The 16,206-nt window shown below is 48.3% G+C and carries 7 protein-coding genes; all 7 read right to left on the bottom strand.

The annotated features are described in order from the left end of the window. Positions 1-65: 65 nt before the first annotated feature. The gene (locus tag IEY46_RS28940; RefSeq protein WP_188997711.1) at positions 66-2,777 is read right to left on the bottom strand and encodes a stalk domain-containing protein; all 2,712 of its coding nucleotides are present in this window, start codon (positions 2,775-2,777) and stop codon (positions 66-68) included. A gap of 179 nt (positions 2,778-2,956) precedes the next feature. After that, complete coding sequence (locus tag IEY46_RS28945) at positions 2,957-7,345, bottom strand: Ig-like domain-containing protein (protein ID WP_229750614.1); 4,389 nt, start codon at positions 7,343-7,345, stop codon at positions 2,957-2,959. A 163-nt stretch (positions 7,346-7,508) separates the two neighbouring features. Beyond that, the gene (gene metK / locus IEY46_RS28950) at positions 7,509-8,711 is read right to left on the bottom strand and encodes a methionine adenosyltransferase (RefSeq protein ID WP_188997714.1); all 1,203 of its coding nucleotides are present in this window, start codon (positions 8,709-8,711) and stop codon (positions 7,509-7,511) included. Between the two features lie 386 nt (positions 8,712-9,097). Beyond that, positions 9,098-9,382: an alpha/beta-type small acid-soluble spore protein gene (locus IEY46_RS28955; protein ID WP_188997716.1), complete on the bottom strand. Its 285-nt coding sequence runs from the start codon at positions 9,380-9,382 to the stop codon at positions 9,098-9,100. A gap of 101 nt (positions 9,383-9,483) precedes the next feature. After that, positions 9,484-10,038: a hypothetical protein gene (locus tag IEY46_RS28960; RefSeq protein WP_188997717.1), complete on the bottom strand. Its 555-nt coding sequence runs from the start codon at positions 10,036-10,038 to the stop codon at positions 9,484-9,486. A gap of 207 nt (positions 10,039-10,245) precedes the next feature. After that, the gene (locus IEY46_RS28965) at positions 10,246-12,789 is read right to left on the bottom strand and encodes a hypothetical protein (protein WP_188997719.1); all 2,544 of its coding nucleotides are present in this window, start codon (positions 12,787-12,789) and stop codon (positions 10,246-10,248) included. Between the two features lie 185 nt (positions 12,790-12,974). Further along, positions 12,975-15,857 (bottom strand): S-layer homology domain-containing protein, encoded by a 2,883-nt coding sequence (locus IEY46_RS28970; RefSeq protein WP_188997720.1) that lies wholly within the window; start codon positions 15,855-15,857, stop codon positions 12,975-12,977. Positions 15,858-16,206 lie beyond the last annotated feature (349 nt).

Below are 16,206 nucleotides of genomic sequence, written 5' to 3' on the forward strand. Positions count from 1 at the left end.
CTGCCCACTTTCTTCAAAAATATCTTCTGTCTATCATATCACATAATTACGCATGCGCGTTACTGTCATTCGACAGTGATCGTGCCCGCTTTGCCATCCCAGTTTACAGACAGGCCGAATTGCTCCGATACCAGACGAATGGGGACCAAAGTCCTTCCTGAGCGGGTGATTGGCGCCACCTCGGATTTTTTTCGCAATCCGTTAAGCAGGAATTCCTCCCGTCCGATCCACATTTCCATCAACTTGTCGCCACGCAGGACGGTTACCCGTTTGTTCGCAGGCTCCCATGCCACTTGTGCGCCCATCGCCTCGGTTACGAACCGCAGCGGTAAATAGGTGGTTCCCTTCAGCAGAAGAGGAGCCACATCCAGCTTCATGGCTTGTCCGCCAACGGTTGCCGATTTCGCACCAACCGTCAATTGAATTTTGGTGCGTGGAGGCTCGGCAACCAATGCCGCATATTGGAAGCTGATATTATCAAAAGCAACAGAACCTGTCAGCGACCGCTCATCCTGACCATCTTCGATAGAAGCCATATAGATCCGCTTCAGCTTGACCGGATAACCCATTTGGTCGGCTGGCAAATTGACTTTGAGCTGCTTCCATCCTGTCCAGTCCACTTGAGTCGCGAGCGTTACGAGATGCGCTTTGCCGCTGTTGTCGATAAACTCGGCACGCAACCAGTTCAAGCTATTGTCGCCCAGAACATCAAGGGTAATGGCGGACGGTTTCCCTTCCAGTGCCTTTCCGGTTGTGTTAAATACCGCGTAAGCCGCCTTCGTGCCGCTGCCTCCTGTGAAATCATAAGACAGCTGCAGTGCTTTTGCCGCCGCATTCTCCGACAACCCCGCGACAATCGCTGCTGTGCCCACTACACCATTCGTACTGGAGAAGGAGATTGGGTAGGTAGTCTGTTCGAAATCATCAAATTTCTTATCCGCACCCGCGGCCAGAACAGCTACTGAGGAGAAACCGTCATACCGTGCAATTACATAACCCGCTTTAGCCCCTTCGTCGATTGAATCAATGGTCAGTTTACCGTCGCTGATCGTACCTTTAAAACCTTTCATCTCCCATTTCATCGAGGAAGCCGGTACCGTCAGCTTGCGTCCATCCTTAAGAACAGCCACAACGGAAATTGTGCCTGTCTTTCCTTGCTCCAATACCGGCGAGCTGACATCAACGGTCATTTGAGCGATCTGATTCCCGCCGACGATTTCAACCGGAAGCTCATCGCTGCCGCTGCCGGACTTAACACTTAGCGTCGTGCTGCCCGCTTTTTGGGCCGTGTACGTATTGCCCGAGAAAGAGCCGATCGCATTGGACGATTTCCAGGTCGGTGTCAGCGTGCCGGGATCCACAGGATTATAGTAGGTATCATAGGCTTTCATTTCATAAGTAGCCTGCTGGCCGATAAAGAGAACGCCGCTTCCGCTGGCTTTGATTCCTTTTACCTGTCCCTGCGGAGCGGTACTAAAAACCCCCAACCCGCTTGGGAGCAATCGCTGGACGGTGCCATATTCCGTTGGAAACGTAAGTCCTGCGCTGAACTCGCCCAGAGGCCGGGTGATCATCGTGGTTGATCCTCCGCCATCCAGATTCACGCCCCGCCAGACGCCCAGCTTCACCATCAGCTGTTGAAGCTCGGTAAGCTTGACTCCCTGGCTGTTGTCGCTGTCCTCCACCGTGATGATATAAACCTTCGTTCCATCCTTGCTGTAGCCGACTGCGGTACGCGCACGGTTCCCGGTGCCGCTGATGCCGCTGATGCTTCGGGAGAAGGCTGAAGCTTTGCCGTCTTCGACGAGAATCGTGTGCCCGCCTACGAGCATTTGCAAGGAGCCGGGATCAAAGGCTTTACCCGTCGTTTGCGAGACAAGACCATAATTGGACGAAACGGTCTCACCTACTTGTAAATGATTGCGCACAAATTCAGCGGCTTTGCCATGCGTCCGCAAAATATACCCGTTTGCCGGAGGCGTCCCGGTAATCATGGAATTATCGGCGATTTGGGTCACCACATTATCGACAACCAGCACTTCTGTCGGCGTGGTTGAGCTGTCCTTCACATCGGGCCGTGCAGCCGTCCAGGCACTCGTATAAATATACATCGCATTGACGTGGCTGTATGTATTATCCGGCTCGATGGTGTAGGAGGCTTTATTGATTCCAGCCAGAGGCCACTGCGTTCCATCGGCTGCGGTTACGGTTCCGTTGAAATCAAACAAATCAATGATCGGCTTCCGGTCCGCTGTCACCGCAAACGCGTACATCCCTTTTAATTTGGATGGGCTGGCAATCAGGCTGCCGCCGAGAACTTCAGCCCCCATCGGCACGCCTTTACCCGAGGTATTGAAAAAATCCGCGTTCACTCCGGCTACAGCGCCGCTGTTCTTTACCATCGTTCCCGTGGAGGCGTAACCGGTAATCGCTCCTGTTTTGCCGTTCATGACATCCAGCTTCACATTAGGGTTGGTAAGGTCAACTTCGATAACATGGACATTGGATTGTCGGGCCCCGGTGCCTGTTTTGTTCGCCCATTTGTAATCCACCCGCTTGGCCCCGGAGGTGATCATCTCTTCGTAAACGCGTACAAGCTGCTCCTGAGCGCTCTTGGCCGCAGTGGTTGAGGTTGTACTGGATGCTGCATAGGCAGCTCCAGGGATGGCTATAGACAGTGGCTGAGCCAGCATCGTAATTCCCAACGTTAAAATAAGTACCTGTTTTTTCGTCAAATTCCGTCTGTTATTTTCTATGATTCTATTTATTTTGCGCATTTCCTCTGCAACTCTCCCATCTTAAAGTCTATTAGCTATAGACTAGCAGAAGAATGAAAAAGTTACGCTTGATAGAAGAGTCCTATCACCCGCCTATGATCGAAAAGAAAAAGCTATCCGGCAACTGCTGCACGGATAGCTCTATCAATTGTTTCTATTTTCCAGCCTCTCGGCATGATTTAAAGATCGAGAAACTCGACATAACCCAGCAGCCGTTTCACCATGACCGTTGCTTGCGCACGCGTCGCGTTTGATTTGCCTCCGAAGGATGTGGACGACATTCCGTTTATGATCCCGGCCTCAACGGCCTTGGCTACATCGCTTTTGGCCCAGGTGCCGATTTTGCCTGCATCGCCGAATCTTTTCAGCGCAGCTGAAGCATCCTGTGAAAGCACGACCTGGACACCCGCTGCATTGGATGCCCGGATCATCATCGAAGCCATCTGCTCTCTCGTCACCGGACTGCCGGGCTGGAAGGTTCCATCCGGCATCCCCATGATAATCCCGGCATTCGCTGCCGCCCCGATATAAGCGGCCATAACCGTCGATGTATTGACATCTTTGAACTTTGCGGCGCCCAGCTTGTCGCCGGACAGCCCGAGCCCTTTTACAATAAGAACTGCAAATTCACCGCGGGTAATGGATTTATCCGGTGTAAAGGTCGTGAGCGTCGTCCCTTCCACCACATATTTGTTAGCCATCAGCAGAATATCGTTTCGCGCCCAATGCTTGGTAATGTCCGAAAATCCGACTGAGCCCTTCACAACCGCATATACACCGTTGCTTTTGCTCATAAATTTGACAAGAGACTGCCCGTTCTGGCTGGTCACTCTTGTCGGAATATAGGAAAGCTTGCCGGTAGCAGGATCTACCCAGACAACCGCCACTTCATGCCCATTCAGCTGCATCGCCGCTTTCATCGTCCGGGTGACATAGCTGTTCAAGCTGTCAATCTTTTTGGTCAACGCCCCGTTGGTTACAGAAAGATCGAAGCTGACCGGGCTTACCATCATCTGCGCTTTGCTGGCATTTAGCGCCGCTGTAAGCGGGGACGCCATATTAGTGGCGCTGGTATCAATGGAGATCACAAGCTGTCCTACAGCGCTGGCCGCATTCATGAGCTTGCCCAGTTCCGGGTAATTGAGCGCGCTAAGCGGGAGTTCGTAGGTGTTTCCTTTGTACACAACCGCGATTGACGCATTGGAGGCCGCTTTCCTGGCTTCCTCCAGTGCAGCAAGCGGCAGCGAAACAATACCGGCGTTTTCATTTTCCGGAACGACCACGACGACTCTCGGCTCCATCCCGCTGACTGTCCGTATCGTCGAGAAGGCCGCTGCCACCTTTTCAGCCGTGAAGGCATACTGGCGGGTCGATTGTCCTGCTGGCGAAACAGCGGTTGTTACGACAGCAGCCGAGTTTTTAATTGCGATTCCGCCGCCCTCGGCAGCTTCGAAGTCTCCCGATACATTATCGGTCCAAGCCGTTTGATTGGCTGCGCTGATGTCTGAAAATGACGATGCCTCTACTCCGGTGATTGAACGCAAGGTAGTTCCTGCCGCCGTATAACTCACGGTGACTTTGTCCCCTATCGCGACCGGCGTAAATAAAGTAAGGGTAACGGCGGCTCCATTGATTGCAATCGCCGATACAGGACGGGTCGTATTATTCACCTTCACCGTAAATTGCGTAGAAGAAGGTACATAAGAAGCGTTCAGTGTTGTCGAGAAGGTTAACGTGATCTGATTTGTTTTGGCCAGAACCCCGTTAAGCGCAATGGATGCGGAAGCCGCCCCATTTCCCAGATTCGCTGTCTGCCCTGTGAAGGATGCAGCGGCGTTGCCGCTAATATCCGACAAAGCCGGCGTTCCGGCCGTATAGGACACTACAACATAATCCGTCGCTAATGTAGCCGTCCCCAAGGTTAGTACCACCTGCGGTCCCGATATTGTAATAAAAGAGACGGCACGCTCAACGCCATTGACCATTACCTTAAAGGCGCCGGTTGAAGGCTTCATTGCCGCATTCATCGTTTTGTTGAACGTTAGGGTAACCACATTCCCTGCCGCAATCGTGCTCTGCAGAAGGGGAATTATCGTATCATGCCCATTCTGGACATAGAAGCTGTTGAAGGAAGGTACGGCGTTGCCTGACAAATCCTTCAAGGCGGAAGTTGAAGCATAATAGGACACGGTCAAGGAATCCGTAGTCGCTGCCGGAGCTCCGCTAAACGTAATGAAGACAATATTGCCGCTGCCCGAAACCTGCGTCACCGTACGCGATGAGCCCGCAACCGTCACCGAAAACTGGCTGGTTGCATTCGTCCCGATATCGGCCAGGTTCTTGCTGAAGGTCAGAATGATGGTGTTTCCATTCACGGTGCCGCTCAGCTGCCTTGGCGGCGTTGTGTCGGGATTATTAGTTACCTCGCGTTCCGAGAAATTCGAAGCGGCTGTTCCGGCCGATGATTTAATCGGCTTCTCGCCTCCTGAATAAGACACTTTGATCACTTGGCCTAAAGCAAGCGTCCCCTGCATCGTCAGAATAACGGTCTGGCCGCTGATCTGTATGCTCGTAACCGATCTGGAAACGGCATTCACCGTGACATAAAAGTTGCCCGGCACCGGAACCGAGCCCGGGTCAAGCGTATTATTGAAAGTCAATACAATCTGATTCGTACCCTGTACCTCGGCCTTGGATACAGCCGGCGGGCCGCTTGAAGAGCTGGCGGTTGTAAACGTCCATTGATATTGATTCAGGATGCCGTCAAATTTATTCCCGGCCAGATCTTCAACGGTATTATTTGTGATTTCCACATAATAATTCGTGCTGGCCGTCATCGCCGCTTCCGGCGTGATAATCAGCTTCCGGTTATTTTGCGGATCCACGGTTGCTTTCGCAGTTATCGTGTTTTCCGCCGTACCGCCTGTGATCCGTTTTATCTTCACGGATGGCGAAGCGCCAAGTTGAATCGGCTCGCTGAACAACACTTCCAGATTGACGCCCGACAGCGCCACTGCAGAGTCATTTTTAGCCGGAAGCAGCGAAATAATGACCGGTTTCTCCGTATCCTGGGTGACCATGAATTTCCAGTCAGAGGTTCCGTTAATTCCGGCAAAATAATTGCCCTTCAAATCACGAAACGCCTGTCCCCCAATTTGAACATTATAAGAGGTGTTATTGACGTAAACCAGGCCTGGATCCTTGACCGTAATTTTCGTTGTCCCTCCACCGCTAACCTTATTCGAGGTTACGGGGATGGATGCAAATATGGCGTTATTGGCGGCATTTTTAATGATAATATTACCCGATCCCTGATAGACCGGCTTATTAAAATTCATTTCCAGGTCTACTGCGGGCGTTGTTTGCACCAGATACGGCTTCCTGTCGCCGACCAGGGCAGGCGGCGTTGTATCGTTGCCGGGATCCGTTGTAAAATTCCATACGGATGCATCCGCAATGCCTTCATAGAGATTACCGGGATTGCCGGCATCCTTAAATGCCCCGGCATCGACCAGTATATAATAGCCTGTGCTGCCCAACAAATCATCAGGCGGATTGATGGTAACGACTCCTCCGTTTACACCCACTGCGGAAGAGTTCACATTGATCGTCTGTGCTGTGCTGTTGTCAGAAATTTTATTGATCCTGATGTTACCCGTATTAACCGCGACATTGGCGGGGAAGGTCATCATCAAGTTGCTCGCTACACTCACGGAATAGGCGTTATTAGCCGGCTGCAGCGAGGGAGTTCCAAGCGGTGGCGCCTTCGTTGTGAACCGCCACTGCCCTGATCCAATACCGGCAAAATGATTGCCGGATCCATCCTGAAAAGCACCGCTTGGTACCGTTACCTCGTATGTACTGCTTGGTTTCAAGCTGCTGCCGAGCTGAACCGTTATAGTCGGGGTTGCGCTTCCTGTCACACTGCCCGATACAACAGCAATAGACTGGCTGTCCCCTGCTTGATTTACATTGCTGATCTCGATGCTGCCGCCAGCCGCATAGACCGCTTTATTAAAGGATAACGAAAGCGTTGTGCCGATATTGGCGGTGGTTCCATTCTCTGGCGAAACGCCTGTTAAAGCAGGCGGGGTCGTATCGGCTGTTGGAATCGTGGTGAAATTCCAGGCTGCCGTGCTGGTTATCCCCGCAAAGTTGGCATTATTACTTTCATTACGGAATGCCCCGGCGTCGATATACACATAATAGCTTGTATTCGCTTCAAAAGTTTTGCCTGGCGTAATGGTCACAACATTCCGGGATGATCCGATCTGGATCCGGCTGTCTGACGACACGATATACGACTCAAAAATCGAGTTATCGTTAAGTTTACGTATGGAGATGGCAGCAGAACCTGTTCCCTTTGCCACATTTTCATCAAAGGTAATCACCAGTTTTCCGTTCAATTGTACATTGGTTGCTCCCGCTGACGGTGAAACGCTCACCACCACCGGACCACCGGACGCGGCTGAGGCTGTGGACGGATTGCCCATGAGAGCTCCCCATCCGATTTGCATCATGAATACGATCATTGCTAAACCTAATAACCAACTACGATTTCGAACCAACTATACCCACTCCCCAATAGAGACACTCGTATTATCTTTTTCGGCTAGAAACACTCTGAAATGAAGAGTTTTCCTTGATTTCATGGATTCGGGTTCACCTCCTTGGTAATATCCGCATAAAAAAAACCACTCCTTTGCAGGAGTGGCTGCATATCCTTACGTCTTAAGCAAAGCCATCTGTTCTCAGCTGCTCTGCTTTATCTACGTTTTCCCAAGGAAGCTCGATATCTGTACGGCCAAAATGACCGTAAGCTGCCGTTTTTCCATAGATCGGACGACGAAGATCAAGCATTTTGATAATGCCAGCAGGGCGCAGGTCGAAGTTCTTCTTGATTACTTCAACCAGCTTCTCTTCACTGACTTTACCCGTGCCATACGTATCTACATTGATGGATACCGGATTTGCTACACCGATCGCATAAGCCAGCTGAATCTCGCATTTGTCAGCGAGTCCTGCAGCAACGAGATTCTTGGCTACATAACGGGCTGCATAAGCCGCGGAGCGGTCAACCTTTGTCGGATCCTTACCGGAGAACGCGCCCCCTCCATGACGGGCATAACCGCCATACGTATCGACGATTATTTTGCGGCCAGTCAGACCCGCGTCCCCTTGAGGGCCGCCGATTACAAAACGTCCTGTCGGGTTAATAAAATATTTGGTTTCCTCATCCAGCCACTCGACCGGAACAACCGGCTTGATGACATACTCGCGGATATCGGATTGAATTTGCTCCAGCGAAATCTCTTCGGCATGCTGCGTCGAGACCACGATCGTATCCACACGCTTTGGTTTGCCGTCTACGTATTCAATTGTTACTTGCGTTTTGCCATCAGGACGAAGATAGTCCAGTTTGCCATTCTTGCGCATTTCAGACAATTGGCGGGCAATACGATGCGATAACGCAATCGGAAGCGGCATCAGTTCAGGCGTTTCGTTCGTAGCAAAACCGAACATCAAGCCTTGGTCGCCTGCGCCGATATCTTCATTTTCCAGCAGCATGTCTTTGCCATCACGCGATTCCAACGCGGCGTTTACGCCTTGCGCGATGTCAGCGGATTGCTCATTAAGCGAGGTTAAGACCGCACATGTGCTGGCATCAAAACCGTATTTGGCACGGGTATATCCAATATCCTTAATCGTACGGCGTACAATTGCAGGAATATCGACATAATCTGCACGGGTGCTGATTTCCCCAATAACAAGCACCAGACCGGTTGCCACCGCAACTTCGCAAGCTACGCGGGCATAGGGATCAACCTCCAGGAATGCATCAAGAACCGCATCCGAGATCTGATCGCAAATTTTATCCGGATGTCCTTCCGTAACGGACTCCGATGTAAACAAATGACTGCCTTTAAGTGACATTCAATCTCAACCTCCTGCAACATATTAAGCTAATCTAAGTAACCTCTCCCAAGAAGAAACGGCTGACGCCGTCAATCCCCTTCTATTCAGCTCAAAATATGGAAAGGTAATTCGTATCTTTTGATATTTTGAATAAAAGAGCAATGAAACCGGGACTATAAGATAACCGAAATGATATTAAATCTAACGCTAACACGTCTCGATTCAAGGGGATCGATTATACGAAAAACAGGTAAACCAACCAATTCTATCTAAATTAAAAATTGGCACCATCCAATATTTCAAAAAATGAACCTTTTCCACAAATGGAAAAGGTCTTAAGTGGCAAGTCTCTAGAACAGTATGATACCGAAACTGTCGCTTTGTGTCAATGGCTGTAAGTTTTTTTACAAACCTTTCAATACCTGCTCGGCTTTCTGAATCAGCTGCCGGGTCATGCTGCCTCCGACCGATCCGGCATCCCTTGTAGCCAGCTGCGGCCAAGGTACGCTCTCTGGAGAAGCCGCTTGGCTTATTCCCCCTAATTCAGATGCGAACTCGGTATGGCCCAGCCGATCGGCTGTCAGGGAGCCTGTCGTAAGGCCAAGCTCCATTGCAATTTCATATTTCATTTGTTCAAGGGCCTTACTGCTTTCTTTCACCACGAGCTTGTTTGAAGAACGTTTTGCCATTGTCCAAGCACCTCCGCTAAGTTTATAAAAAGGATGTGGCTTTATTGTGCCTCCCGCTCTTAGCTTTGAAGCGCTAAACAATTTGTCAGGACATGCAAATGTTACTTGGTCTGCTGCTCCAGCACTTTGATCTCATATTCCCCTATAACCATAACTGTGAGGCTGTACTTTTGACCGGCTTCCGGTAAAATCCCTCTGCCCCCGCGCGGGAAAAGAATGAGATGATTATTGAGGACTCGGCTGCCGCTTTTGATGTCCGTTCCGTCCGTCACATCCGCAATACCGTTGGAATCCGGACTGTAAGCAACCGCCTTGCCGGCTCGTACCACCATCTGTGCACCATCTTTGGCGATGATGGTTTTACCAACCGGTACTGTGACGATATTGATGGCATTATTACCAGCCGCTTGCTCGGCGGGTTTGTCTTCCGGCTTCGTTTCCCCGCTGCCCGTATTCGTTCCGCTTCCGGGGCTTGCGCCGGTAATCGCAGCGATTTTCTGATCCACATAGCTCTTCGTTACCACTGGATCATCGACGCCTCCAGGTGTAACGGCGTTTCCATCTCCCTCAACCATGGAAGGCCATTGAAACCCTGCCCATACGCCCGCGCCGATGACGGCAACTGCTGCTGTAAGTTTCCATCCCTTGTACCGCAATTTATTTAATCTCCTTTCTATTCTTGAGCGTTCAGAAAGAATACGATCCTATCCTAGCCTTTCTGATCGTTCAACACATTCTGGTAAAATCTTCGTATAACGTTATCACTTTTTGCTAGCATACTAGATTTGAAGCCTGACATCCACCTCTATAAGAAGTGAAACCCCGCACTAGTCCATTTGACCCGTACGGGGTTCCCATCGGTGCTATTCAGAAATCGTAAACCATTTCAAATCTTTCGTAGCGATTAGCAGCTTGGTATTTTGGAACACATCATAGATATTCACGGTGTAATCCTCATACTTTTGAACTTTTGACTGAATCTCGGTATCCGCAAATGCGATTGTGACCGGTGTGCTCTCCGCCGCTTCCTTAAGGAGCTCTTCATCGGTTCCCGGGGTTCCGAGGGCGAACTGCTTGGTATATGTCGTTTTCAGCGTGTCCTTGTTGACAAACTCCACCAGCAGCTTATGATCGCCCGCAATATAGTCATACTGCTTGTCTTTTGACAGCTTATAGTCAAACAGCATCTTGAGCCCTTGTACCGTGTACTCGCCTGTAACATTCAAATACACGTTAACATGATTCAGATCCAATGTGTGGCCGCCGAAGGTAATGCCTGTCAGCCCTTGCTTGGTTCCTTGTCCATCCGATCCCTTCAGCGTATAGGACACTGGCTTCACAATAACAGGAATCTCTGTTGGGGTCCCTGTACCTGTACCTGATCCATTGCCTGTTCCGTTGCCAGTCTCACCGCCAGGATTAGTTTCAGTAGGGGCTTTGATAGCCTGGCCAATAATAAACTGATAGGACGTCGTATCGAAGTTTTTGGAAATCTGCGCCCAAGCGGATACAAGTGCTTTACCATTTGGCGAAAGCTTCTCCTTCACCTCAGCAAATTGCACAGGCACAATGATGCCGTTCTTGTCTTTGATATATCCGCCCAGATTTGCGATTAACGCAGCCCTGGCCTCTTTGTTGACCGCTTCAAGCTCAACATAGAAATTATTTTTCAGGTCGCCGTTAAATACAGCTGAGCGGGTAACCTTGACAGATGCACGTTTTCCTATGCTTGTGACATCATAAGGCACATCTATATCCTGAACCGGGGTTTCACTAAGCGTTTGTCCCGAGAACTGATACAGCTGCTTGCCGTCCTTGTCCGGTACAGGCTCTGTACTGACAAAGGTAATTTTATCAATAGCGGTTGTGTAGGGGATTTCAGAGTATACGACGGCTTCGTAGGAAGCTCCAGGAGCCACCGTAACGGATTCATCAAGCGCTACAACCTTCTGCTCCGTCCCTACCTTGACACCATTCACCATAAAATATCCGCTCAAAGCCGGTACTTTTTTGCTGTCCCCGCTGTTATTGGTTATCGTCAAATTCGCCATCAGAACATCCGTGTCTTCAAGCGGTGAACGTCCTACGGAATTCAGCTTGATCGTGTAATTATTATAAACAAAGGAGCTCTGAAGCGAACCCTGTTGGGAGGTCGACTTGAGATAGTAGCTGCCGATAATATAAGACTTTTCCTTTTCCGTTGCCGTCGTCTTCACAAGAAGCTGTGAGGATTCTGGCTTGATCGTAGACGGTATTTCTCCCGTCAGCGTGACCACCTTCTCGATTTTAGGCAGGAGAACACCATTCTCTTCCTTCGTGAAGGTGAGCGGGTAACTCGTTCCTGAAGAAGTGACGAGGAAATAATCCAGATTCGGATTGGCAATGGATGCCGTACCGATATTGGTCAAATTATAATCAATGGAGACTGTGTTCTTATCGGAGCCTTGTGTGAGAAAAGCCGAGCCCGTCTTCGTATTGATCGGCGTTCCATCCATATAGACCATACGGGTTTCACCTGCTCCAGTCGCAGCAACAGCCTTGGTGGCAGGCAAAGCGAACACGCCGGATGGCAGTTGAACCTTTGATGTATCATCATTCAGTGAAGCAATAAAGGAAAGCGGCTTATCCGCTACAACAAGCGGCAGAGTTGCATGAAGCGTGATGATTTTGCGTTCCTTTGGCTGAACGGAAACTCCTTCCAGATTCGAACTCACATTATAAACGGACATGCTTTCCGTTTGAATGAAGAAATTCATTTTGGATAAGTCCGCCGACTGCAAGCCGACATTCTCCATGAGAAAATTAATGGTCAGATACGCATTATTGGCATCCTTCGTTATGTAGGACTGTTTAATGGCGCTTCTAAGTTTATTGTTGTTATACAGCATGACCGTATCTTTGAAAGCGGCAATTTTATCCGTCGTATTCGCTGGATATTGAATGGTTCCCAGGCGGCGTTCATAATTGGCGGCCGAGAAATCCCATTTCACCACTTCAAAATTAAGATCCGTGATTTTAGTTTGATTATCGACAACGGTATAATACGTCAAATATTGCGTAGATTTTGGAGCAACCGTCGTTTTCGTTTTGTCCGCTTCGGTAATCGTGGATTTAAACGATTTGCCTGATTTTGTTTTCACACGAAGCCAGTAATCTATAAGGTCCAATTGGGTAGATCCGTTATTCGTAATGGCTACGGAGAATGCGAGTACCTTTCCTTTCTCCTGCATGAGAAAGTGGGCATCACGAATATTTAAATAGCTGGATCCATTCAATTTCACGATTTTAGTTGATATCGCCGATTGCGCCGCTGCGGATACAGAAGCTGCAGGCAATATAAGATTAGGCGCGAGCAGGGATGATGCCGCCAAAGTAACGACACCATATTTCATCCATTTTCGATTCACGTTCATTCCTCCTGTTTCTGTATATCCTATTAGACGCTTGAGTGCATTACTTTGTTTCGACTTTCAATAAAGATTTATATTTCACTATACAGAATCAAGATGAAAAGAGTGTGAATGAATATGTAATTAAAAAACAAAAAAACAGGCGGGGAGCAGTCCCCGCCTGTTTCTCAGTAGATATCGTATTAGTTAACTACGATAACAGCAGTTGCTTTTGTTCCGTTAGACGAAACATAAGTCAATGTTGCGCTACCTTTTGCTTTACCTGTTACAGTCAGACCACTCGCTGTAGCAACTTTGGAATCGCTAGTCAAGATTTCGAATGGAGCATCAATGGCTACACCATATTGATCTTTAACCGTTGCCCCTACAGTTACAATACCACCATTAGCAGTAGTAGTGTACTCAGCTTTGGACAGTTCAACTGTTTTAACTACTGGTGCTTCTTCAGAAACCGTTACTTCTTGCTCAGCAACTTGAGCACCATTGAAGTATGCAGTGACTGTGGATTTACCAGCTTTCAGACCGTATACGGACTGTTTATCCGCAGATACTTTCAAAACATCTTCGGTCGAGCTAGTTACGAATGATGGCGTGTTGGATGCAAGCGTTACAGCAGTACCGCTAGCTGTTTTACCAATCAGTTTGATTGCTTTTTTGTGTGCATTGCCAGCATCAGCTGCAGCTGACTTACCGAATACAGTACCAACAGTGTCAATCGCGAACGATTTAACATCAGCGGATGCTACTGAGTTAACAGTAAACGTGTATTTTGTAACTGGTTTGTCAGCGTTTGGAGCTACGTTTGGCGAACTAGTTACCGTAATTGTAGCAGATCCAGGAGCTACAGCTACCAGTTTACCATTTTCGTATTTCACAATGCTTGGAGCAGAGCTATCTACTTGATAAGCATCAGCAGCTGCATTGGAAGTACGGCCATAGTTATCAACGATGGTGATGTTGTCGGCGTTAAAGTTAGGGTTTGCGCCAACTTCAAGCGATGTTGTGAAGTCTTTGATACCGTTAACTGCAGTTTTGTAAGCAGCATCTTTAACTTCGTACTGAACAGTACTTGTTTGCTGCAAACCACTTACAAATGTGTAGATCGTAGCAGTACCTGTTTGTGCAAAGTTGAATACCAATTCGCCTTTAGCATTAACTTTAGGATATCCAGCAGTCAATTGCAGTCCGGCCATGAATTGAACATTGCTCAGGTTCAGATCCTTACCAGCAATTTGCGCTCCAAAGGAATCAACAGCAGCAAATGGGAATACGATGTCTTCGCCTTTAACAATTACTTTATTCGGGTGGTTCAGTTGGAATTCTTTAACTGTAGCTGCACCGGATACAATAACGGAAGTGTTAGCATTAGCACCAGTTGCCGCATTAGTGATTGCGATAAACAGTGTGCCTGCTTTGCCTTTCGTGTTGAATGTTACAACACCATCAGCGTCTACAGTGATACCATTAGCGATATCCTTGTCACTGAAGTAGAAGAACAATCCACCGTATTCAAAGCTGTCTTGGCCTGCTGGAGCAGTTGCCGTACCAGCTGGCAGCTTGATTGTTTGACCGTTTTGGTCAACCAAAGTCAATGGAAGAATCAAACCAGTTTCGTTAATGGAGATTCTGGATTTGTCTTTCAAAGGTGCTACTGTACCGATTTTGATCGAAGTTGCTGCGCTTCCGTTGGTAACTTTAAGCGTTTTGGTAGCTGAGAGACCAGCTTGAGCATATACAGCTTGAACCATTACGCTGTCGCCCAAAGCTGCCTTGCTCAGGTTAACTTCACCATTGGTAACCGTAAGCTCTTCGTTAGCGTTATTAATAACGGAACTTCTAAATGCAGTAATACGTGGGCTAACATTAGTCATTTCTTCATTGAACTGATTGTAAAGCTTCACACCAAGAGATTGCGGTTTGTTAAGATCATTTTTATTAGGTAGTTGCAATCCAGGAGCCGTGATATCGAGCTTGTTTGGTGCTTCAGCTACAATCTTCAGGTTGATTGCCGTGCTGCCTTTAACAGTCAGTACATAATCGCCTGCTGTCAGGTAGGAAGCAGTCAGAACTGCCGATTTACCGTCTTCTGCATACACAGCAGTTACCGGGTATGAAGCGAAGCCGTATTTCAGGTCGTAAGTAAGATCTGTTTTGTCGGTTTCAGTAACCGGTTGGTTAAAGTTAACGGTGATTTTCTTAGCGCCCGTTTGTTTAGCTTCGGTTGCAAGAAGAACGTCCAGTTTAACTTCTACTTCGTATGTTTTGCCGTTGTACTCAACGGAAACTTTCGTTGCTTGACCTGCTACAAGAGCTGTGTCAAGAGTTTTCTTAACAACTTGATCGTCAGAGAAGGTTACTTCAATGTTCTTGTCATCGATAATTTTCGTCGATTTAACAGTTACAATGTTTACGCCTCCGCCGTTAGATACCAAGTCATAAGTAACGTTAACGAGCATTTCGCGAGTTGCGTTTGTTTTGTAGGAAGGCAGTTCAGGAAGCAGACCTGCTTCGATAGCTGCTGCTACATAGCCTTTAGCCCAAACGGATACTGCGCCTTTAACTGCTGCATCGGATTCTTCGATGCCGGCAACTTCGTCTGCCACTTTAGCAATTTGCTCGATGGTTACTTTGCCGGACGGACCGAACTTCTTGTTGCCAAGACCGTTCATGATGCCGTCTTTTGTTACTGCGCCGATAAATCCTCTAGCCCAAAGGGTTGCGGATACATCGTTGTATACATTTGCTGCAGTAGGGTTTTCAGTAAGGTCTTTAACTTTGCTAAGTACTTTTGCGAATTCTGCGCGAGTCATTTCGTTCTCAAGACCAGCGCCGCCCCCTGGATAACCTTCAAATACACCCAGTTCTTTCAGAGCGTTGAATTTCTCAAGTGCTGTCAGTTCCTTCTGCTCGTCAGCAGCAAACGCTGCGGAAGCGAACATTGAAAAAGCCATAGCACCAGCTACAATCACAGCTAAACTTTTTTTCATAACCTTTTTGTCTCCTCCTCTTAAATCCTTCGGTTGTTGAGAGTTGTGTTTGAAATATTGTTTGCCCGTTTCACTCATCTGTTGATTCACCCCCTTTCCAGAGTAGAGCACATTTCGTATAAATGATGTCTGCAAGCATTTGGCGCCCCTTGTAGGAACATGTCGCAGAAACTTGTAAACTGATGAACGCAAGAAAATTTTGGTAGAGTCCCCCTGCCACTTTAACATTATACAATGGGTCCATACTACCGTAAAGAGGAAACTGAGAATATGTTCCAATCCCTCACCGGCTTCATGCCGCTTGCGTCCTTGTTCATGTAATTAAACGCAGCAGGTTTCAAAAAGTTGCGATGCCGGAAAAAAAACTTCTAAAATAATTTCATGGTCACCAAAATTGTCGAACTTACGAGATCAAACATTATGTATA

This window comes from Paenibacillus nasutitermitis (genome assembly GCF_014641075.1).
Taxonomy (GTDB): domain Bacteria; phylum Bacillota; class Bacilli; order Paenibacillales; family Paenibacillaceae; genus Paenibacillus_Z; species Paenibacillus_Z nasutitermitis.

What these genes read in the sequence shown, in the direction of transcription:
- IEY46_RS28940 (WP_188997711.1), bottom strand. Translation starts at nt 2,777, where the DNA reads ATGCGCAAAATAAATAGAATCATAGAAAATAACAGACGGAATTTGACG.
- IEY46_RS28970 (WP_188997720.1), bottom strand. Translation starts at nt 15,857, where the DNA reads ATGAGTGAAACGGGCAAACAATATTTCAAACACAACTCTCAACAACCG.
- metK (WP_188997714.1), bottom strand. Translation starts at nt 8,711, where the DNA reads ATGTCACTTAAAGGCAGTCATTTGTTTACATCGGAGTCCGTTACGGAA.
- IEY46_RS28955 (WP_188997716.1), bottom strand. Translation starts at nt 9,382, where the DNA reads ATGGCAAAACGTTCTTCAAACAAGCTCGTGGTGAAAGAAAGCAGTAAG.